The 21,367-nt window shown below is 67.1% G+C and carries 19 protein-coding genes; 8 read left to right on the plus strand and 11 right to left on the minus strand.

The window, feature by feature from the left end:
* Window positions 1-44: 44 nt before the first annotated feature.
* From ACIPVK_RS16865 to ACIPVK_RS16875, 3 genes are all read right to left on the minus strand, one after another.
* Window positions 45-596: a YceI family protein gene (locus ACIPVK_RS16865; RefSeq protein WP_407613138.1), complete on the minus strand. Its 552-nt coding sequence runs from the start codon at window positions 594-596 to the stop codon at window positions 45-47.
* Window positions 597-870: 274 nt separating this feature from the next.
* Window positions 871-1,338, minus strand: a complete 468-nt coding sequence (locus ACIPVK_RS16870; protein WP_407613139.1) for a VOC family protein — start codon at window positions 1,336-1,338, stop codon at window positions 871-873.
* Window positions 1,339-1,547: 209 nt separating this feature from the next.
* On the minus strand, window positions 1,548-1,955 hold the full coding sequence (locus ACIPVK_RS16875; RefSeq protein WP_407613140.1) for a YccF domain-containing protein: 408 nt from the start codon (window positions 1,953-1,955) through the stop codon (window positions 1,548-1,550).
* A 337-nt stretch (window positions 1,956-2,292) separates the two neighbouring features.
* Here ACIPVK_RS16875 and ACIPVK_RS16880 point away from each other — a divergent pair, with 337 nt between their 5' ends.
* Both ACIPVK_RS16880 and trmB read left to right on the plus strand, forming a co-directional pair.
* Window positions 2,293-2,562, plus strand: coding sequence for a hypothetical protein (locus ACIPVK_RS16880; protein WP_407613141.1), 270 nt, complete (start codon window positions 2,293-2,295; stop codon window positions 2,560-2,562).
* A gap of 20 nt (window positions 2,563-2,582) precedes the next feature.
* The gene (gene trmB / locus ACIPVK_RS16885; protein ID WP_407613142.1) at window positions 2,583-3,440 is read left to right on the plus strand and encodes a tRNA (guanosine(46)-N7)-methyltransferase TrmB; all 858 of its coding nucleotides are present in this window, start codon (window positions 2,583-2,585) and stop codon (window positions 3,438-3,440) included.
* A gap of 53 nt (window positions 3,441-3,493) precedes the next feature.
* Here trmB and ACIPVK_RS16890 read toward each other — a convergent pair whose 3' ends face one another.
* The 7 genes from ACIPVK_RS16890 to ACIPVK_RS16920 all read right to left on the minus strand — a co-directional run bounded on the left by ACIPVK_RS16890 (window position 3,494) and on the right by ACIPVK_RS16920 (window position 13,419).
* Window positions 3,494-4,423 (minus strand): alpha/beta hydrolase, encoded by a 930-nt coding sequence (locus ACIPVK_RS16890; protein WP_407613143.1) that lies wholly within the window; start codon window positions 4,421-4,423, stop codon window positions 3,494-3,496.
* A 9-nt stretch (window positions 4,424-4,432) separates the two neighbouring features.
* On the minus strand, window positions 4,433-4,864 hold the full coding sequence (locus tag ACIPVK_RS16895; RefSeq protein WP_407613144.1) for a heat shock protein transcriptional repressor HspR: 432 nt from the start codon (window positions 4,862-4,864) through the stop codon (window positions 4,433-4,435).
* 99 nt (window positions 4,865-4,963) lie between these two features.
* Complete coding sequence (locus ACIPVK_RS16900; protein WP_407613145.1) at window positions 4,964-5,929, minus strand: DnaJ C-terminal domain-containing protein; 966 nt, start codon at window positions 5,927-5,929, stop codon at window positions 4,964-4,966.
* Between the two features lie 191 nt (window positions 5,930-6,120).
* Window positions 6,121-6,681 (minus strand): nucleotide exchange factor GrpE, encoded by a 561-nt coding sequence (locus ACIPVK_RS16905; RefSeq protein WP_407613146.1) that lies wholly within the window; start codon window positions 6,679-6,681, stop codon window positions 6,121-6,123.
* A 15-nt stretch (window positions 6,682-6,696) separates the two neighbouring features.
* On the minus strand, window positions 6,697-8,553 hold the full coding sequence (gene dnaK / locus ACIPVK_RS16910) for a molecular chaperone DnaK (protein ID WP_407613147.1): 1,857 nt from the start codon (window positions 8,551-8,553) through the stop codon (window positions 6,697-6,699).
* Window positions 8,554-9,255: 702 nt separating this feature from the next.
* Window positions 9,256-11,034 (minus strand): DEAD/DEAH box helicase, encoded by a 1,779-nt coding sequence (locus ACIPVK_RS16915; protein ID WP_407613148.1) that lies wholly within the window; start codon window positions 11,032-11,034, stop codon window positions 9,256-9,258.
* 258 nt (window positions 11,035-11,292) lie between these two features.
* On the minus strand, window positions 11,293-13,419 hold the full coding sequence (locus ACIPVK_RS16920; protein ID WP_407613149.1) for an MMPL family transporter: 2,127 nt from the start codon (window positions 13,417-13,419) through the stop codon (window positions 11,293-11,295).
* Window positions 13,420-13,529: 110 nt separating this feature from the next.
* Between ACIPVK_RS16920 and ACIPVK_RS16925 the strand changes: the two genes are divergently transcribed.
* From ACIPVK_RS16925 to ACIPVK_RS16950, 6 genes are all read left to right on the plus strand, one after another.
* Complete coding sequence (locus ACIPVK_RS16925; protein ID WP_407613150.1) at window positions 13,530-13,994, plus strand: MarR family winged helix-turn-helix transcriptional regulator; 465 nt, start codon at window positions 13,530-13,532, stop codon at window positions 13,992-13,994.
* 253 nt (window positions 13,995-14,247) lie between these two features.
* Entirely contained in the window at window positions 14,248-15,738 is a 1,491-nt protein-coding gene (locus tag ACIPVK_RS16930) for a glycoside hydrolase family 1 protein (RefSeq protein WP_407613151.1), read from the plus strand.
* A gap of 68 nt (window positions 15,739-15,806) precedes the next feature.
* Window positions 15,807-16,427, plus strand: coding sequence for a LysE family transporter (locus ACIPVK_RS16935; RefSeq protein WP_407613152.1), 621 nt, complete (start codon window positions 15,807-15,809; stop codon window positions 16,425-16,427).
* 115 nt (window positions 16,428-16,542) lie between these two features.
* Window positions 16,543-17,052 (plus strand): low molecular weight protein-tyrosine-phosphatase, encoded by a 510-nt coding sequence (locus ACIPVK_RS16940; protein WP_407613153.1) that lies wholly within the window; start codon window positions 16,543-16,545, stop codon window positions 17,050-17,052.
* Window positions 17,042-19,084 carry a chorismate-binding protein gene (locus ACIPVK_RS16945; RefSeq protein WP_407613154.1) on the plus strand — a complete coding sequence of 681 codons (2,043 nt, stop codon included), beginning with the start codon at window positions 17,042-17,044 and terminating at the stop codon, window positions 19,082-19,084. The genes ACIPVK_RS16940 and ACIPVK_RS16945 overlap by 11 nt, the downstream gene beginning before the upstream one ends.
* Window positions 19,085-19,187: 103 nt before the next feature.
* A complete protein-coding gene (locus tag ACIPVK_RS16950) occupies window positions 19,188-20,387 on the plus strand; it encodes an FAD-dependent monooxygenase (protein WP_407613181.1) in 1,200 nt (399 codons plus the stop codon).
* A gap of 15 nt (window positions 20,388-20,402) precedes the next feature.
* On the opposite strand, the gene ACIPVK_RS16955 is transcribed toward ACIPVK_RS16950, so the two are convergent.
* On the minus strand, window positions 20,403-21,299 hold the full coding sequence (locus tag ACIPVK_RS16955; protein ID WP_407613155.1) for an alpha/beta fold hydrolase: 897 nt from the start codon (window positions 21,297-21,299) through the stop codon (window positions 20,403-20,405).
* Window positions 21,300-21,367 lie beyond the last annotated feature (68 nt).

Genomic DNA, 21,367 nt, shown 5'->3' on the forward strand with positions numbered 1-21,367 from the left:
CGCTTCGGCATCCAGATCCGGAACAATTGCCCGCCGGTCCGTGCCTAGGCTTCCTTGATGGCGGAGATCTCGAACTCAAGCAGCACCCGCTCGGAGACCAGCACGCCCCCGGAATCTAGCGCCTTGTTCCAACTCACGCCATACTCGCGACGGTCGATGCGGCGGCTGCCCTCGAAGCCCGCGCGGAGGTTGCCGAACGGATCGGTCTCGACGCCGGTGAATTCCAGCGGGACGGCAATCTCACGGGTGGTGTCCTTAATGGTCAACTCGCCGTTGACGATGAAGCTGTTCTCGTCCACTTGGTCGATTCGCGTCGAGCGGAAGACGATGTCGGGGTATTTCGGCGCATCGAAGAAATCGTTGGTACGCAGGTGCTGGTCGCGGTCGGCATTGCGCGTGTCGACACTGGCCACCTTGACCTTCATCTCAACGCTGCTCTTGCCGACATCCTCGACGTCGACGTGCAGGGTTCCCTCCACCTCGTTGAAGGCACCCCGCACCTTCGTCACCATCGCATGGCGCGCATTGAAGCCGATGCGAGTGTGCCCTGGATCGAATCGCCACGTCCCCGCGTAGGCCGGATCGAGCTGGGTCATTTTTCCCCCTTGGTCGCAGTACGAGTGCACTAGTCCCCCCCCCGACTGCTGCTTACATTACCAAGGCCGCGGACACCCGTCTTTAGTAGTTCCTGATGATTTTTCGGTGGGTTTCCGCCCGCCGCTCCCCGCGGGCGGGAACCGGCGGCGGGACTACGTTCCACGACCCGCGGGATCGGGACCGGCAGAAGGGCAACACCAAAGCGCCGAGGCCGGATCGCGAGCGCATTCGGTGGACTCTGGCGGATAGTGCGCCGAGGCGATGCCTATGCGCTCAGCCCCTGGCCGCGGCCTCAAGGACTGCGATATCCAGTTTCTTCATGGGCATGAACGCCTCGGTCACGCGGCGGGCAACCTCGGGATCTGGATCGCCAAGCAATTCCACCATGCGAACCGGGACAACCTGCCAGGACACACCAAAGCGGTCCTTGAGCCATCCGCACTGGCTTTCCTCGCCCCCGGCAGTGAGCTTGTCCCAGAAGTAGTCGACCTCGGTCTGGTCCTCGCACATGATCTGGAACGAAATGGCCTCGTTGAACTTGAAGAGCGGGCCGCCGTTCAGGGCAACGAAGGGGCGGCCGTCGAGACTGAATTCCACGGTGAGGGGCTCGTTCGTCGGATGCCCCTCCGTGTCCAGGTCGACTTGCGAGACTATCCGGGAGTTAGGGAAAATGCCGGTGTAGAACCGGGCCGCTTCCAGCCCCTGTCCGTCGAACCACAGGCAGCTAATCAGGTCTTTCATGGGTTGGCCTCATCCAGTCGGCGTTTGGCAGTGCTTCCAACACCCAAAGCCTAGAAATCGCCCGGTCAAGATACAAGGGCGGCACCGAAACCGGTGGCAGAAGATCACACGGTCGATCCCGGATTGGGCCACGGCGGCCGGCCGGCCCTTGTCCGTGGGCACCGGCATGGCGAGCCGCACGGGCGGCGTACTCGCCACGGCGCATGGCCTCAGCGCGACATCGGCAGGTACTGGTTGCTCGGAACGATTTCCTTGCCCAGCGGCATGAGGGAAATCGGGATCATCTTCAGGTTCGCAAGTCCCAGCGGGATGCCAACGATGCTCACGAACATGGGGATCGCGGTCAGCACATGGCCAATGGCGATCCATATCCCGGCCACCAGGACCCAGATGACATTTCCAATGGTTGAAAATGCACCTACTCGGCCGCGGTCCACCACGGTGCGCCCGAACGGCCACAGCGCATAGAGGGCAATGCGGAACGATGCAATGCCGAAGGGGATCGTGACAATGAGCAGGCAGCAAATGATGCCGGCCAGGACGTAACCCGCCGCCAACCAGATTCCGCCGAAAACCAGCCAGATGACGTTCAGGACCACGGAGAGAGTGTTTCGCATAGCTCAAGTCTCTCCCACGACCCCAGGGGGGCACCATGGGGTATCACCCTGATCGGTCCCCCAGATCGGTAACGCTTGCCCACGATTCGGCCCGAAGACCTTGGGGATTCGGTTGGCGAGCCTCAAACGGGCGAGATTATTGGACGCCGCCGGCGGTCGGTCGAGAATCCCCTCGTTGTCCTCGGCCAAAACCAGGAGTGAGATTGACCGCACCAACGACGTGATCTCCCGGCCCGTCGGCCAACCGGAGACGTAGTTTCGACTCCCCTTCGGCGCGCACCATTCCATCAGTGACAGGCTGACGAGCACCCCGGTCGTCCTGTGGGACGTCGACACCTTGGACTGGAAGCACCGCAACACCGAAAAGATGGTTGACGCCGCGATTAAACAGACCAAGCCGGGGTCGATCGTCTGGATGCACGACATCCACTCGGACACCGTCGAAGCCGTGCCCAGGATCCTTGCGGGCCTGCGCGCCGAGGGCTATACCTTTGTCACCGTCTCCGAGCCCATGGGGCTTGCGGGACCCGACGCCGGTGAAGCCTATGCCCATGCGCCTCGGCCCGCGAAGCCGGACAACCGGGAGACGGGGAAAGCGGGACGCTGAAGTTCGCTACCCTTAACTCCATGAGCATTCCCCCAGAGCGCAAGCTGCCGATCAGCGGCCGCGCCGTCGACGACCCCAGCTTTTACCAACCCGAACCCGTGTCGTTTGTCCGCCGCGGGAGCCGTTTGCATGGCCGTCGCGCCGACGCCTGGGAGCGGACGGCCAGCAAGTACATTATTGATCTTCCGCGGGACCGTACCGACACCTCGGTGGGTGAAGGCTACACCTTCGATTCGCAGGAGATCTACGGGCGCAAGGCGCCGCTGATTGTCGAGATCGGCTCGGGCCTGGGCGAGGCCATGGCCTATGCCGCCGGCCAGGACCGCGAGACGGATTTCCTGGCCGTGGAGGTCTACCGACCCGGGCTGGCAGCGCTGATGGTGCGCGTGGAAAACAGCGAACTGACCAACGTGCGCGCGGTGCAGGCGAACGCGCCCGAAGCCCTGGACTCCATGCTCCCGGCCGGCTCCGCCTCCGAGATCTGGATCTTCTTCTCCGATCCGTGGCACAAGATCCGCCATCACAAGCGCCGACTCATCAAGGAGTCGTTCCTGCCCAAGCTCGAACGCGTGCTGGAGCCGGGCGGGATCGTTCGGCTCGCCACCGACTGGTCCAACTATGCCGAGCAGATGCGCGAAGTCTTCGACGCGGCACCCGCATTCACCAACCTGCACCCGGGCGAGCTGTCCGGCGAGGACAGCAATCTCACCAAGGTCCGCCGCCTCGGCCTGGAAAAAGAGGACAAGGACCCGGACTTCATCGACGAGCTCGGCGGCTGGGCCCCGCGCTTCGAGGGCCGCACCCTGACCAGCTTCGAGGGCAAGGCGCTGAAGGCCGGACGCCTGATCTTTGACCTGGCCTACCGCAAGGCCCTCTAGGAACAACGGTTGGCGGGCGGTGTCGGGCGCGGGCCCGGCACCGCCCGCCGCGTTTAAGGCAGGGGTTGCTGTCCGGTGGTGATCAGGGCCAGGTTGCGCAGCGAAAGCGTGCCGGGGTCCCGATAGCCCCGCGTCGGGGACGCTTGGTCCTCCCGGAACTGGGAGGTGTTGTGGCCCGTGGCGGCATGGAGTCCCAGCTCGGGTCTGGCCCCGACGTTGAATGTGTGGCCGGAAAGCAATTTGCGTCCGGAGAGCAGGTGACCCAGCCCTGCCAGCCAGTCCCCGGCGGCGATGGCCTCGTAGATGTTCTGCGCCGGCACGTTGAGCCGGCCCGGCTCGCGGACGAAGCGCCGGGGAATCCCGGCCGAGCCAACCATGGCCAGGGCCTGCGCCCGCAGCCCGTACCCGGAGTCCGCATCGAGCACCTGCGCCGCAAGGGTCGCCGCATAGGAGTGTGCCTCCACGGCCAGGTGCGGGTGGTCGGGCCGCAGTCGGGCAAACGTGGCCAGGTCGCGCCCCAGCAGGTGCAGGCCGCGCCGCGCGGCCTGGTTCAGCAGGGCGCCGGCAAGGTTCGGCGTCCGGTAGCCCAGCCAGGCGACCACGGCGGGAGAAGGGATGCCGACCTTCCGCTGTTCCAGGTACAGCTGCCCGGCCTCGCGCACGCTGCCCCACAGGGCGTTGCGGGCCCGGATCCCGGTCCCGGAGAGCTGGAAGGTGATGTGGGTGGCGGTGTCCAGGTTGCCCACGGCTATGGCTGCCAGAGGTTCGCGTGCGGAGAGGTCGAGGTACAGCAGGTGGCGTGCGGGGATGGCCGGATCCATCGATCCCGGCCGCAGCGCATGCGCGGTGCCGTCCAGGCCCTGGCGGTGGGTCCGGCCCAGCCTGCCGCGGATTGCACACAGGGCCTCGAACCGGTCGTGGGCCTCGGCCGTGAGCCGGGCGTAGCCCTCACCCATGGGCGTCGACGCTTGCTCGAGGCGCATCCATCGCGGCTACTTGCCCCGCGGCTTCCACACCACCACGGCCTGGCTGCGGCCGCGCGGTCGTTGGCCCCGGGCCAGCGACACCACGTCGCCGGTGCTGCCGGCGGCAAAGACGCGTCCGAGCCCGGCCGCCTGGTGGGCGCTGCGCAGGGCGAAGACCTCGTTGCTGAGTTCACCGACCCGGGAGCGCAGGGCGGCAACCTGGTTTTCCAGTGCCATGATGCGCTTGATTCCTTCCAGGGACACCCCGTCCTTGGAAAGCCGCTGGATTTCCCGCAGCAGCTCCACGTCGTGTTCGGAGTACCTGCGCTGCTTGCCGCCCTGGCGCGAGGGCGAAACCAGGCCCAGGCGGTCGTATTGGCGCAGCGTCTGGGGGTGCATGTCGGCCAGATCGGCTGCCACTGAAATGACGAAGATCGGCCTTAGTCGGTCATTGCCCATGATCCCTGCCTTTCAATCGTTTTCATCCACCGTAGCCAACTTCTTGGTCAGGCGAGGCGCCCCCGTGCCGCTGGTGGGCGGCACGGGGACGGTCGGTAGTTAGAGCGTGGCTCGTGCGAGCAGGCCCTCGCGCGGGTTCTCTGCCTTGGTTGCCTCGGCGAAGGCCTCGACCGCCGCCTTGGCTTCCTTGGAAAGATTCTGCGGGACCACCACGTCCAGGGTGACCAGAAGGTCGCCCGTGGCCTTGGAGGTGCTCACGCCGCGTCCCTTCAGGCGCAGGGTGCGGCCATGCGAGGAGCCTGCCGGGACCTTGAGCTTGACGGTCTCTCCGCCCAGCGTGGGAACCTCGATCTGCCCGCCCAGGGCGGCCTCGCCAAAGGTCACCGGCACGTGGATCCGGATGTTGTTGTCCTCGCGGATGAAGAACGGGTGCGGCTTGACGGTGACCTTGACGATCAGGTCCCCGGCGCCGGCCGTGCCGGGCGCACCCTTTCCGCGGACGCGCACCGATTGCCCGTCCTTGATCCCCGCGGGAATCCGCACGTCGATGACCTCGCCGTTGGCCTCGCGCAGGCCGATGGTGGTCCCCTTCATGGATCCGGCAAAGGAGATCGTGGTGCTGGCGGTTCGATCGGCGCCCTTGCGCGGTGCCTGCTGGCCAAAGCCGCCGAAGCCGCCGCCTCCGCCAAAGAGGTCGGCAAAGTCCGGTGGCACCTGGCTGCCGCCGCCGCGACGGCCCCCGCCGCCGGTGTTGAAGAGGTTGGAGAAGACATCCTCGAAGCCGTTGCCCGGCGCTCCGCCGTGGCCGCCGGCACTGAACCGTGCCCCCGATCCCATGGCGCGGATGGCATCGTACTGCTGGCGGTCCTCGGGGTCCGACAGCACCGAATGGGCCTCGGTGATGTCCTTGAACCTGCGCTCGGACTCGGCATCGCCGGAGTTGGTGTCCGGGTGGTACTTGCGCGCCATCTTCCGGTACGCCTTCTTGATGTCCGCGTCGCTGGCGTCCTTGGAGACGCCAAGAATGGCGTAGAAATCCTTATCGACCCAGTCCTGACTTGCCACCGGGCGCCTCCTTTGCTGTAAAAAAATCCTTGTGGCCCGCCCGCCGTTGGATCTTGGCGGGGGGAAAAATCCGTGATGTGCTCCACCAAGTATGCGGCGGATCGCCTGTTCCATCACTGGAACCGAGGCGAGCCGCCGCACATTGGTGGGGGGTGCGGCGCCTGCAGTGCTGCAGGTGCCGCGTGTGGTGGTTACTCCCCGAGGGAGACGATCACCTGGGCCGCGCGAAGGATGCGCTCACCCTTCTTGAACCCGGGGCGCAGCACCTGTGCCACGTGATCCGCCGGGATCTCGGCGTTCGGCTGCTGGATCAGTGCCTCGTGCACGTTCGGGTCGAATGCCACTCCGGCCTCGGCGATGCGCTCCAGGCCGAGGCCCTCGAGCACCGCGTCGAGCTTGTTGGCGATCGATGCGAACGGACCGTCGACCAGGTCGCCGTGCTGGCGTGCCGCGTCGATGTCATCGAGCACCGGCAGCAGGTTGGCGATGACCGACTGTACGGCGACTTCGCGTGCCACGTCGCGGTCGCGCTCGACGCGCTTGCGGTAGTTGACGTATTCGGCCTGCAGGCGCAACAGGTCGTCGCGCAATTCGGCTTCCTTGTCGACGGCCGGGGTCTCGTCCCCGGTCGCGCTGGCTGCCTCGTTGAGGATGGCTTCGGCCTGGCTCAACGCGTCGCCCGAGTCATGGGCTTCGTCAACGGGCGTGACCTCTTCGTGTGAGGCGGCCTCGTCGTGATTTTCCTCTGACATGGTCGATGCGCCCCTTTACTTCTTGACGTTTTCGTCGTCTTCGTCGATGACCTCGGCGTCAACGATGTCTTCCTCGGCGTTCGGTGCCTCGGCGTCGTCGGCTGCTGCTGCGCCTTCGCTCTGTGCCTGCGAGTAGATGGCCTCGCCCAGCTTGGTCTGCGAAGCCTGCAGCTTCTCGAACGCGGTCTTGACCTCGTCGTCGTTGTCCTGCTTCTCCAGGGCGGCCTTCAGCGCGTCGACGTCGGCCTGGACCTCGGTCTTGACCTCTTCGGGCAGCTTGTCGGCGTTGTCCTTGATGAGCTTGTCGACCGAGTAGGCGGCCTGCTCGGCGGCGTTGCGGGTCTCGGCTGCCTCGCGGCGGGCCTTGTCCTCGGAGGCGTGCTCCTCGGCTTCGCGGACCATGCGCTCGATGTCGTCCTTGGACAGAGCGGTGCCGCCGGTGATGGTCATCGACTGCTCGACCCCGGTGCCCTTGTCCTTGGCCGAAACGTGCACGATGCCGTTGGCGTCGATGTCGAAGGTGACCTCGACCTGCGGGATGCCGCGCGGCGCCGGGGCGATGCCGGTCAGCTCGAAGGTACCCAGCGGCTTGTTGTCGCGGGTGAACTCGCGCTCGCCCTGGAAGACCTGGATGGAAACCGAGGGCTGGTTGTCCTCGGCGGTTGTGAAGGTCTCCGAACGCTTGGTCGGGATCGCGGTGTTGCGCTCGATCAGCTTGGTCATCACACCGCCCTTGGTCTCGATGCCCAGTGCCAGCGGGGTGACGTCGATGAGCAGAACGTCCTTGCGCTCGCCCTTCAGCACGCCGGCCTGCAGTGCGGCGCCAACGGCGACGACCTCGTCCGGGTTCACGCCCTTGTTGGCGTCCTTGCCGGCCAGTTCCTTGACCAGGTCGACGACTGCCGGCATGCGGGTCGAGCCGCCGACGAGGATCACGTGGGCGATCTCGGAGACCTTCACGCCGGCTTCGGCGATGACGTCCTTGAACGGCTTGCGGGTGCGCTCGAGCAGGTCGTTGGTCAGTTCCTGGAACTTGGCACGCGAGAGGTGCTCGTCCAGGTGGACCGGGCCGTCGGCGGTGACCGAGAGGTACTGCAGGGAGATGTTGGTGGAGGTGGCGCTGGAGAGTTCCTTCTTGGCCTGCTCCGCTGCTTCCTTCAGGCGCTGCAGGGCGATCTTGTCCTTGGACAGGTCCGCACCCTTCTGCTTGGCCTGGGCCAGCAGCCAGTCAACGACGCGCTGGTCCCAGTCGTCGCCGCCGAGGCGGTTGTCGCCCGAAGTGGCGCGCACCTGGATGGTGGAGAAGTCGTCTTCGTCCTTGCCGACTTCGAGCAGGGAGACGTCGAAGGTTCCGCCGCCGAGGTCGAAGACCAGGATGAGCTCGTCTTCCTTGCCCTTGTCCAGGCCGTAGGCCAGGGCTGCAGCGGTCGGCTCGTTGACGATGCGCAGGACGTTCAGGCCCGCAATCTCGCCGGCTTCCTTGGTGGCCTGGCGCTCGGCGTCGTTGAAGTATGCCGGGACGGTGATGACGGCGTCGGTGACCTTTTCGCCCAGGTAGGACTCGGCGTCGGTCTTGAGCTTCATCAGCGTACGTGCGGAGATTTCCTGCGCGGTGTACTTCTTGTCGTCGATCGCGACGTTCCAGTCGGTGCCCATGTGGCGCTTGACCGAGGCGATGGTGCGGTCGATGTTGTTCACGGCCTGGCGCTTGGCGATGTCGCCAACCAAGACCTCGCCGCTCTTGGCGAAGGCGACGACCGACGGGGTGGTGCGGTTGCCTTCGGCGTTGGCGATGACGGTGGGCTCGCCACCTTCGAGGACGGATACAACGGAGTTGGTGGTTCCGAGGTCAATACCTACGGCACGAGACATGGGATGCTCCTTCTTACCTTGGGAAAATGATCCAACGCCGGCCCGATTCGCATCGGTTGAGCGTTCTGGACTCAAGTTTACCGAAGGGCAAAACGATGTCAATTCAAAGTTGAGTGAATGTGACTCAACTTTGGGTCCTGCGGGCGTTTCGATGCCTGGAAACCGGAAAAGTTCCCCGGAATTCCGGGGAACTTCGAGTTGGCTGTGAAACCCGTTCGCTGACAGAGATCGAGCCGAAGGGCTCCCCTCGTCATGCCCCGGAACGCCGCCGGCCGCGAGAATCGCAACCAGCGGATTGATGCCGATGGCCATGCCGAAGACCGATACAAACGGGACCCAATGAACGGAACTGCCGGCACCGGCATTTGCAGCAATCCGCGGCCGCAGGGACTCGATCAAGGTTTTCACCAGTGCCGCACGGGTCGATGCCGCGAGCGCAGGCGCCATGCGGAATGAATGATTCGATTCCGCCGGCACCGGCGCGCGGTGTTTCCCCAAGATTATTGGTTGGCCACGCCGTGCTCGACGTTCGAAAGGATGATCTCCCGGTGTCCGGAACCCACCGGATCCAGACAAGGGGATGAAGCCGAAAAGTTCGACAGGGTCCCTTAAACGCGGCTGGGTCCGGGTCCACAACTTTCGTTGTGAACCCGGACCCAGCCAAAGGCTCAAGCCCGGCCACCCGGGGTGGCCGGAGAGACCTTAGAAGTTGCGGCCGTTCGAGGCCGGCGACGAAGCGCGGCGCGGACCGCGGCCACGGCCTGCCCCGGTTGCGGCTTCGACCTTGGAAGCACCCAGTGCGTCGGCGATGGTGTTGCCGCCGCGCGGACGGGAACCGGCGCCGGAACCCTGGCGCTGGCCCGCATTGTTGCGTGCAGCCGCCGAGCCACGGTTGGGAACGGCGCTGCGACGGGCCACGTCGCGGTCGTCCTGGCGCACGTCGGTGCGGCGATCCGCGCGGTTGTCAGTGCGGCGTTCGCCGCCGCGGGAAGCAGATGCGCCGCGGTTCTCGGTGCGGCGTTCGCCGCCACGGCCCCCGGCTGCAGCGTAGCCACGGCCCTCGCCGCGGTTCTCGGTGCGGCGTTCGCCACCGCGACCGGCAGGGGCAGCGTTGCCGCGACCCTCTCCACGGTTTTCGGTGCGGCGTTCTCCGCCACGGTTCTCGGTGCGGGTGCGCGGGGCCTCGCCGGTGCTGCTCTTGGCGGTGCCGCGTCCGCCGCGGCGACGGCCCCGGCCGCCTGCTGCGTCGGAGTCGTTCAGGGTGTCCTTGCGGACGGTGGCGGTGCTGCGCAGCTGCGGTGCCACATAGGCAACGGGCTCGGCACGCTCGCCAACGACGTCGGAAACGACCTGCGCGTTCGGGGTCACCTTGACCATCGGCACCTTCAACCCGGCGGCCTTGAGCAGCGACTTCACGTCGCTCTGCTGGTCCGGGGTGGCAATGGTGACAACGGTTCCGTCCGAACCGGCGCGGGCCGTGCGGCCCGAGCGGTGCAGGTAGGCCTTGTGCTCTGCCGGCGGGTCGATGTGGACCACGAGCTCGACGCCGTCGACGTGCACGCCACGGGCGGCAACGTCGGTGGCCACCAGCACGCGGGCATCCCCGGCCGAGAAGGCGGCAAGGTTGCGGTCGCGGGCGTTCTGGCTCAGGTTGCCGTGCAGGTCAACCGTCGGGATGCCGCACTTGGACAGCCAAACGGCCATCTTCTTGGCGTGGTGCTTGGTGCGCATGAACATGATGCGGCGCCCGGAGCCGGAGGCCAGGGTGCGAACCAGTTCCTTCTTGTCGTCGTTGGACACCAGGAACACGTGGTGCTCCATGGTGTTCACGGCGGCGGTCGGGGCATCGACCGAGTGCACGGTCGGGTTCTCGAGGTAGCGCTGGACGAGCTTGTCCACGCCGTTGTCCAGGGTGGCGGAGAAGAGCATGTGCTGGATGCCGCGGGGTGCCTGGTCCAGGATGCGCTTGACGACCGGCAGGAAGCCGAGGTCGGCCATGTGGTCGGCCTCGTCCAGCACGGAGATTTCCACGCGGGACAGGTCGGCGACGCGCTGCTTGAGCAGGTCCTCGAGGCGGCCCGGGCAGGCGATGAGGATGTCAACGCCGGCGTTCAGGTCCTTTTCCTGGCGCAGCTGCGAGACGCCGCCGAAGACGACGGCAACGCGCAGGTCAACGGCCTTGGCCAGCGGCTCAACGACCTTGGCGATCTGGGTGGCCAGTTCGCGGGTCGGTGCCATGATCAGGGCACGCGGGAAGCGGGCCTTGCGCGGCTTGGGGTTGGCTGCCAGTCGGGCAACCACCGGGAGGGAGAAGGCCAGGGTCTTGCCCGAGCCTGTCTGACCGCGGCCGAGCACGTCGCCGCCGTTCAGGGTGGTGGGAAGGGTGGCTTCCTGGATGGGGAATGCGCTTTCGATTCCCTGCGCCGCGAGGACGTCGGCAAAGGTTGCGGGCACGCCAAGGGAAGTGAATGAAGGACTCACGTGGTACTTTCTCTCAAAGCTTCGCACGACGGTTTCGGCGCGCGTGGTCGCCGAAGAAAAGAGAGAACCTTGATGGCGCTAGGCGCACATCGACCGGCCGCGAGCGGCTCCCGCAAGGGGAGACGGAGCATGCGGCGGGTCGGGAAATCCAGTCTGTCGACGCATAGACCCTCGGATGGCAAGCAGAGTGCTCGCACCTTACCGATCTACAAGTAACCAGCTTATCAGTACCCGGCCCGTCGCCGAACGAGAGATCCGTTACCTTGTGCTTCCGAGCTTGCTCGGCCACCAGACCTTAGGGCCGATGTCGCGGACCAGCGCCGGGACCAGCAGCGATCGCACGACCAAGGTGTCGAGCAGGACGCCGAAGGCCACGATGAATCCGAGCTGGACCAGGAACATGATGGGGATGATGCCCAGGGCGGCGAAGGTCGCGGCCAGCACCACGCCCGCGGAGGTGATCACCCCTCCGGTGACCGCCAGCCCGCGCAGGACCCCGGAACGCGTCCCGTGGACCAGGGACTCCTCCCTGACCCGGGTCATCAGGAAGATGTTGTAGTCAACTCCCAGCGCCACCAGGAACACGAAGCCGAAGAGCGGAACCGAGGGATCTGCCCCGACGAAGTCGAAGACGCCGTTGAACACCCAGGCGGAGACGCCCATGGCCGTTCCATAGGACAGCAGGGTCGTGGCCACCAACAGCACCGGGGCCAGGATCGAGCGCAGCAGCAACATCAGGATCATCAGGATGGCACCGAGGACCAGCGGGATGATCTTGACCAGGTCCGCCTGCGCCGTGCTCGCGGTGTCGGCCAGCGTTGCGGTGGTTCCGCCGACCAGCGAGCCGGCATCCACTTGGTGGAGCATCTCGCGCAGGTCGATCAGCGTGGACTTGGCGGCATCGGAATCCGCGGCGTCGTTCAGGGTGATGGACATCTGGCTGCGGCCCTCGACAACCTGGGGATCCCGGCCGGCCCGGGCCATCGCGGGGCCGCCGTCCTCGGCCTGCAGATAGGCCGAGGCCACCCCGTCGGCGTCCTGCACCGAGGCCAGCAACTCGTTCGCCTCGGATTCATCGACGATGGCAAACAAGGGGCTCCCGGTGCCACCCGGGAAATGTTCGCCCAGCACGATTTGCCCGTCGCGGGAATCGGTCTGGCCCAGGACCAGCTCGCTCTGCGGCACACCCGTGGCCTTCAGCTGGGTCATGCCCAATGCCCCGGCGGCCAGGACCAGCACGGTCAGCACCCAAATGGGTCGGGGATGGCGGCCGACAAATCCGGCGACGCGTCCCCACATGCCGGCTGGCAACTCCTCGGCGGCCAGCTGGACCTCCGGCCTGGGCATGAAGGGCCAGTATGCCTTCCTGCCCAGCAACGCCAAGGCGGCGGGGAGGAATGTCAGCGCGGCGACGACGGAGAAGACGATGCCGCTGGCACCGATCGGGCCCAGTGCCTTGTTGGAATTCAGGTCGGAAAAGAGCAGGCACAGCAGGCCCACGGTCACGGTGCCGCCGGAGGCCAGGATCGGTTCCGCAGATCGCTTCCACGCTGTCGCCACCGCGTCCCAGCGATCTTTCCCGCCGGACAGCGCTTCCTTGTGCCTGGCCACGAACAACAGGGAATAGTCTGTCGCCGCACCGATGACGAGGATCGAGAGGATGCCCTGGCTTTGCCCGTCCAACCGGATCCAGCCTTCCTTGGCCATGAAGTACACCGCCAGGATGGCTGCGCAGAGCGCGGCGACTGCGGTGAAGAGCACCGTGAGCGGCAACAGGACGGAGCGGTAGACCAGCAGCAGGATCAGGAAGACCGCGCCCAGCGCCACGCCCAGCAGTACGCCGTCGATCCCGCCGAAGGCCTCAACGAGGTCGGCACTGAAGCCGGCCGGCCCGGTGACGTAGGCACGGGTGCCACCGGGGACCCGGTCGGCCAGTTCGGCCCGGAGCGTCTCGACGGCATCCTCGACCTCGCCGCTGCCATCCAGCGGAACGAGCAACTGGGCGGCAAGTCCGTCCTCGGAGGCGAAGGGACCGACAATGTCGCCGTCCAGTCCGTTCAGGTCCTTCAGCGATGCCGTCAGCGCCTTGATCTCTTCCTGGTCGATGGCCGATTCCCCGGCAATCACCACCACCGCTGGGATGGCGTCGGAGGTGCGGAACTTGGCCTGCCATTCCAGGGCCCGGGTCGCCTCGGCCGTGGCCGGCAGGAATGCGGCCTGGTCATTGGTTTGCACCTCGCCGAGCTTGCCGAAGGTCGGCCCGCCCACTCCCGCAACACCCAGCCAGATCGCCACCAGCACAACGGCCAGCAGCGCGCGAAAGACCGCCTTCGCCGTTCCGTGCCGGCCGGTGTCGATCCCGGCCTCCAAGACTTGTTTACCCACGATCCACTCCTCGTTGTTCGGACGGTTTTCCGCTCGTCGATCCACTGCGTTTCCATCAAAGAGTATTTCCATCATGGAACTATTACAAGTAACGGCATAGAATGGCCATCATGGATCCCACCGCCGCCTTCGAACTCGTCATGCTGCTTCAGCAGTTCGGACAGGCGTCGGACAGGTACGTCGAGTCCACCGGCACCCGGCACAAGACCCACCGCACGGACATGAACGCCCTGGCCGTCATCATGCGCTTCGAGCGTGCGGGAACCCCGCCAACGCCGGGCGACCTCTCGCGGTCCCTGCAGCTCAGCTCACCGGCCACCAGCGCCATGCTGGACAGGCTCGAACGCATTGGCCACATCGAACGGCTCCGCATTGACAAGGACCGACGCGTCGTCCGCATCAAGATGACCCCGAAGGCGCAAGCCGACGGGCGCGCCATGTTCGCACCCCTGGCGGCCAGCATGATGGATGTCATTTCCGCCTACACCGATGACGAAGTGAAACTGATTTCACGCTTCATGGCCGACGCGACGGCCGGTGTCGACAAGGCACGCCACGACGCCGACAGTCCCTGACCGGCGCAACGACGGGCAATGCACGCCGGGGGGAATGAACACCACAGGACTCCCCGGCGAGCGCCCGGTGCAGGACGGACGCTCCCCCCTCCACATGCGCAAGAAGATCGGCGACGCGGGGTTCGCGCCCGGACAGGATCCCGCTTTCCGGCTGCCTTGCGGCCTCTGGTTCAAAATGACGATTCGCACTAGGCTCGGGACCACTGTCGGCCGAACGCTGGTGCGTTCATGATTGTTGAGGACGAGCCCCACCATGACCGAACACCCCACCACGGGCACGCCCGCTCCCCTTGCCGCGGGATTCGATTCCACGCGCACCCTGGAGTTTCCGCCCGGATTCCACTTCGGCTCCGCCACCGCGGCCTTCCAGATCGAGGGTGCCGGCCACGAAGACGGCCGCGAGGATTCCATCTGGGACGCCTTCTGCCGGGTGCCCGGGGCGGTGTTCGCCGGCCATGACGGATCGGTTGCCGCGGACCACTACCACCGGATGCCGCAGGACGTGGCGCTCATGGCCGAGCTCGGACTGGACACCTACAGGTTCTCCACCTCCTGGGCGCGCATCAAGCCCGGGGACCGGGATCTGAACCCGAAGGGACTGGACTTCTACTCGCGACTCGTCGACGAGCTGCTGGGCCACGGGATCGCCCCGTGGCTCACCCTCTACCACTGGGACCTGCCCCAGGCCCTGCAGGAACGCGGCGGCTGGGCGAACCGCGACACCGCCTACCGCTTTGCCGACTACGCCCTGGAGGTGTTCGAGCACCTAGGGGACCGCGTCAGCCAGTGGACCACGCTGAACGAACCCTGGTGCTCCTCCTTCCTCTCCTACGCCGGCGGCGACCACGCACCTGGGCACACGAACCCCGCCGAGGCGGTGGCCGCCGCGCACCACCTGCTGCTGGGGCACGGTTTGGCGACGGGCGCCATGCGGGAAGTCGCGGGCAAGGACCACCGGTTGGGGATCACGCTGAACTTCACCGTGGCCGACCCCGCCGACCCCGAAGACGCGGCCGACGTCGATGCCGCCCGGCGCATCGACGGCGCCTTCAACCGCGTGTTCCTGGACCCGATCTTCCACGGCCAATACCCCCAGGACGTGCTCGGGGACATGGCCGAGGCGGGGCTGGAGAAGCAGATTCGGGGCAACGACCTGGAAATCATCGCGGCCCCCATCGACATGCTGGGCGTGAACTACTACAACGGGGAGCTGGTCGCCGGAAACAAGCTGCCGCCCGGGCCGGAGGAGTCCCTGGTGTTCGCCTCCGAACGCGGCCTGCCCCGCCGCTCCCCGATCGTGGGCAGCGAACGCGTCGCCCGGGTCTCGCGCGGACTGCCGCGCACCGCCATGGGCTGGGAAGTGCAGCCCGAGGGGCTGGAGCGGTTGTTGTTGCGCTTGCAGGAGCACTACACCGGACCGGCGGGCATCCCCATGGTGATCACGGAGAACGGCGCCGCCTACAACGACGTCGCCGACGCATCGGGCTTCGTCGACGACTCCGCGGACCGGCTTGCCTTCATCGATGCGCACCTGCGCGCCACCCACCGGGCCATGGAAAAGGGCGCGGACGTGCGCGGGTACCTGGTGTGGTCGCTCATGGACAATTTCGAGTGGGCGTTCGGCTACGACAAGCGGTTCGGGATCGTGCGCGTCGACTATGAAACCCAGCGGCGCATCCCGAAGGCCTCGGCCCGGTGGTACGCGCAGGTTGCCGCATCGCACCGGGTACCGGCCCGCCCGTAGCCTCGGACCGCCCGCCTGCCGGGCACCTCGGGTACGGCGGGGCAGGTGCCCTGCCCTAAGCTTGACCGGTGACTCTTTCCCTGTGGCTCTCGCTTCTTGGCGCCTCGACGCTGATCAGTTTCACCCCGGGCGCCGGGGCCATCAACACCATGACCAATTCGCTGAACTCCGGCTTCCGCCGCTCCATGTGGGGCATCCTGGGACAGCAGGCGGCCTTGCTGGTGCACGTGGTCGTGGTCGCCGCCGGCGTCGGGCTGCTGGTCTCCCGTTCCCCGCTCGCCTTCACCCTGATCCGCTACGGAGGCGCCGCCTACCTGGTGTACCTGGGGGTGCGGTTGATACTGGCCAAGCCGCAGGGAGCGGCGGAGATCGACGTGCAGGGCCGCGAATCGGCGCTCTCGATGTTCCGGCGCGGGCTGTGGGTCAACCTGCTCAACCCCAAGGCCATCGTCTTCTTCCTGGCCTTCACGCCCCAGTTCATCCGCCTCGACGCCCCGGCGCTGCCGCAGTACCTCGTCTTCATCGGCACCATCGTGGCAGTGGACATCGCGGTGATGTGGCTGTTCTTCGCCGCGTCCGCCAAGAGCTTCAGCCGCTTCACCGCCACCGAGCGCGGCCAGCGGATCCTGAACCTCGTCTTCGGCACGCTGTTCATCTTCGTCGCCGCCCTGCTCGTCTTCATCCACTGAGCCGTCGCCGTCACGCCACCGGTGGGCCCGGTTGTCAAGGGCACAATCCGATAACCATCGCCATGAACCGTGTTTGGGCCTGTCACTAGGTGCGTAAGGGCCCTAGACTAAAACCATGTTCCGGATATTGACAGTGTGCACGGGCAACATCTGCCGCTCCCCCATGGCCGAGTACATGATTCGCACCGCCCTGAGCGATGCAGGAATCCTTGATGTCTCGGTCGAGTCCGCCGGCACCAGCGACGGCGAGGCCGGCCACGGGATCGATCCGCGGGCCGCCGCCATCCTGCAGTCCCACGGCATCAACGCCGAGGAGCACGTGGCGCGGGTCCTGGACGCCGACATGATCACGGGTGCCGACCTGTTGCTGGCCATGGACCAGGAACACCTGGCGGCCCTGGCCAAGATGTTGCCCTCCGACCCCTCTGCTCCCCGGCCCGACCTGCGCATGATGCGCTCCTTCGACACGACCCTGGCCTCCGCCCCGGTCGAGGGCCAGGGCATCTACGATCCGTGGTTTGGCGACTCGGCGGATTTCCGCCTGTGCTGGCAAATGGTCAACGCCGCCATCCCCGGAGTGCTCGACTACGTGCGCGCACACACCATGCCCCAACGTGGCAACTAGCCCCGTACTGCTCCTTGGCATCGATGGGCGATCCGGCGCCGGGAAGAGCACGCTTGCCGCTGAACTGGCGACCGCGCTGCGCCGCCACCGCGAGGTAGCCCTCTTCCACCTGGAGGACATCTACCCCGGATGGGACGGCCTGGAAGCCGGCACCCACGCCTATGTCACCGAGGTCCTGGCGCCCCTGGCCCGCGGCGAGGCGGCCAGCTGGAACGGCTGGGACTGGGCGGCCAACGCCACCGGTCCGCGTTCCGCGCTGTCCCCCGCCCCCGTGGTCATCATCGAGGGCGTGGGCGCGGGCTGCGCCGCCGCCCGCGAACTGCTCGATGCCCTGGTGTGGGTCCAGGTGCCCGACGAAACCCGCAAGAGCCGGGCGCTGGAACGCGACGGGGAGGTCTTCGCCGCGCACTGGGACCGCTGGGCTGCCCAGGAACACGCGTACCTCGACGGCGACGCGGTGCCCGAGCATGCAGACGTCACCGTCGAGAACAGGGCGGACGGAAGCGCCCCGGACCATGTCCTGCGTGTGCTGAAGGCGCTGCCCCGGTGTTCCTCCGTGCTCTCCCCCGAACGCACCGAGTCCGCGGCCCAGGCCCCGGCACACACGGTGCTGCGGGCTGCGCCCGACGCCGCCGCCCTCTTCGAGGCGCTGTACGCCGGGGCGGACCACGCGGTCCTGCTCGAATCCAGCAACCTCCGCTTTGCCGACCCGCGCCAACGCAACCGCTACTCCATCATGGCCGCGGCCACCACCGAGAACTGCGCGGTCTACGAACACCGCGGCGGGGCCGGGATGCTGCGCGAGGGCACCGCGACCGCCAGGTTCACCGGCGGCTTCTTCGAGTGGCTCGCCCGCAGCTGGGACGCGGCCGGCTTCCTGCCGGAGCAGGGCGAGCTCCCCTTCGTGCCCGGCTGGCTGGGCTACCTGGGATACGAACTCAAGCGGGAAACCGGCGGCAGCGACATCCGGCCCGCGCCCGGGGCCACCGGGCAGCCGGCTGACGCCGCGCTGATCAGGCCCTCCCGGGTAGTCGTCGTTGACCACCACGAATCCACGGTGCACCTGCTGGCCACGGCCGCCGCGGATGCCGACGGATTCTTCGACCGGGTCCGGGAACTGCTGGCCCGGCTCCCCGCCGCGGTCCCGGTGCCCGCACCCCTGGACCCGGCACCGGCCTTCGCCTCCCACGACGACCGCCCCGCCTACCTGGGCAAGGTCCGCGCCGCGCAGGAACAGATCCGCCTGGGCAACAGCTACGAGGTCTGCCTGACCACGTCCCTGCGTGCCCAGGCGGTGCCCTGCGACCCGTGGGAAAACTACCTGCGGCTGCGCGCGGCAAACCCCGCTCCCTTCGCCCACTACGTCCGCTTCGGCGACATGGCCGCGGCCAGCACCTCGCCCGAGCGCTTCATGTCGATCGGCGCGGACGGCTGGATGCGCGCCGAGCCGATCAAGGGCACCAGGCCGCGCGGGGCAACGCCGGAGGCCGACCTGGCCCTGGTGCAGGAGCTGGCGACCTCGTCCAAGGACCGCGCCGAGAACATCATGATCGTGGACCTGCTGCGCAACGACCTCTCGCACTTCGCCGATCCCGGCACCCTCTCGGTGCCGCGGCTGTGCGCCATTGAAAGCTATGCGACGGTGCATCAGATGGTCTCCACCATCGATGCCAGGTTGCGTCCCGGTGCCCCGCGCGCCGAGGCCATCGCCGCGGCGTTCCCCGCCGGGTCGATGACCGGGGCGCCCAAGGTCTCCACCATGGAGATCCTCGATACGCTCGAGGACGGTGCGGCCCGTGGGCTGTATTCCGGGGCCGTCGGGTACTTCTCCGCCACCGGGGCGGCCGACCTGTCGGTGGTCATCCGCACCCTGGTCATGGGCCGCGGCTCGTCCCCCGGCGGCTGGGACCTGTCCCTGGGCGTGGGCGGGGCCATCACCGCGGATTCATCGCCCGAGGAGGAATGGGACGAGGTACGCACCAAGGCCTTCGGGGTGCTCTCCGCCCTCGGCAGCGTGTTCCCCGGCCAGTAGGCGCGCGCCTCCGGCGCCCGGTGTTCAGCTCGGCGCCCCGCCCCGGTATCGTGGCACCCGTGGGGGCAGCTGCAGTCCAGGCGATGGAATCGGGTGAGTGGCCATGCAGGCGCTGGTCGTGGGTGCGGGGATTGGCGGGTTGGCCGTTGCCGGGGCGCTGGCGCGCGACGGCTGGCAGGTCACCGTGCTGGAGCAGGCGCCGGGACCCCGCACGGCCGGCTACATGATCGACTTCTTCGGCCCCGGCTTCGTGGCGGCCGAATCGCTGGGAGCCATCACGCACCTGCAGCGGCGCAGCGAGCTCTATGAGCGGGCCCGCTACGTCGATCCGACCGGACGCACCCGGGCCCGTTTCCCCATGGATTCCTTCCTGAATGCCGCGCACGGGAAGTTCTTCTCCATCCTTCGCCCCGACATCGAAACGGGATTGCGTGAATGGGTCGGCAATTCGGCCACCATCGTCCAGGGCGCAAAGGTCGTCTCCGTCGAACCGGGCCGGTGCCCGGACGCCGAGGACCCGGGAATGCCCGCACGTGCCTTGTTGGCCGATGGGCGAAGCTTCGAGGCCGACCTGCTCGTCGGGGCGGACGGCATCCACTCGGCGGTGCGCGGTTTCCTGCCCGGCACACCAGCTTCCGGGGTGCTGCGGCATCTGGGATTGCACGTCTTCGGATACGTCTTTTATGATCCAGAGCTTGCCGCAAGCCTCGGGCGCGACGTGGTGCTGAGCGATTCCCTGGTTCGGCAGGCGACGCTGTACGCCCTCTCCGACGGGCGCGTGACGTTCTTCGGGGTCGTGGAGTGCAGCGATCCCGACCCGGACGGCGACGCCCGGGAAGACCTTATCAAGCAGTTCCGCGGCCTGGGCGCGCACGTCGACCGCGCCCTGGCCCGACGCCCGGCGGAGATCTTCGAGGATGTGGTCGCCCTGGCCGTGGTGCCCGCCTGGAGCGCCGGCCGCTGCGTGCTGCTGGGGGACGCTGCCTTCGCCGTCTCGCTGCTTGCCGGGCAGGGCGCCTCGTTGGCCATTTCCGGGGCGAAGGTGCTCGCCGATGCCTTGGGCTCCGGCGGCAACGACATCCCCGCGGCCTTGGCCGGCTACGAAGCGAGCTGGCGTCCCGTGGTGGAACAGCAGCAGGAAGCCGGACGGCGCAACGCCCGGTTCTTTGTGCCCTCCGGCCGCAGGGCGCTGTTGCTGCGCCGGTGGTCGCTGCACCTGATGAGCCTGGGCCCGGTGAACGCCGTCATCGCCAGGCGCGTCTTTGGCGCCTCCGTGGTGGGCAAGGGGCACCCTGCCCCGTGAACCTCCGGTGCCGGATCAGTGGCCTTCACGGGCGAAGAACTCCAGCGCCGCGGACACGACCTTCCCGGGTTGCTCGTCGAGGATGAAGTGCGCTGCCCCCGGGATGCGCAGCAGTTCCATCTCATCGGCGTGCGACTCGTAGCCCTCCAGCAATCTCGCCGGCACCGCGTTGTCCTGGTCGCCCACGGCCAGCAGCGTGGGCGTGGTGAGCCGTTGGTCCATGTAGCCCCCGCGCATCAGCTTGATGAAGGTCGGGAACACGCACTGGCGGTAGATCGCGCCGATTGCCGCCGCCCGCCCGGGTTCGCGCAACTTCGCCAGGTGGTATTCGAGCCGTTCCGGGTCCCAGATGCCCGGGTCCATCACGTAATGCCTGAACATCAGGCGGGCCATCGGCTGCCTGCCGCGGCCCATCAGCAAGGTGGCCATGCCAGGGGTCGCGAGCAGCGGCTCGAACCAGGCGTCCTTGAATACGGGCAGAAATCTCACGTTGAAGCGCAGGAAGGGATGCGGGATCGACAGCGACACCAGCGAGCGCACCCGTTCGGGATGCCGCAGGCACAACATGAACGCGTAGAGGGCGCCGAGGTCGTGGGCGATGATCCGGGCTTGCTTGATGTCCATGGCATCGAGCAGGCCCACCAGGTCCGCCAGCTGGGAATCGAGCGAGTATCCGTCGGCCGGAGCCGAGCTTTGTCCGCAGCCGCGCAGGTCCACGGCGATCACCCGGTGGTTCCGGGCGAGCTCCGGGATCATGCCCGTGAAGACCGTGGCGTCCTGGGGAACCCCGTGCAGCAGGAGCAAAGGCGATCCCGTTCCGGCCTCGGCGACGTGCAGCCGAACGTCCGGCAAGTCGATGAATCTGTGTCCGATCCCGGGGGTGGCCGGTACGGAGCCCGTGGTGGTATCCATGGCACGAAAATACTATCGCTGTAGTATCGAGTCACTATGGTTGTAGTACAACGTTTGGGCCCCTATTC

It is taken from the genome of Paeniglutamicibacter sp. MACA_103, assembly GCF_045798555.1.
Lineage (GTDB): Bacteria > Actinomycetota > Actinomycetes > Actinomycetales > Micrococcaceae > Paeniglutamicibacter.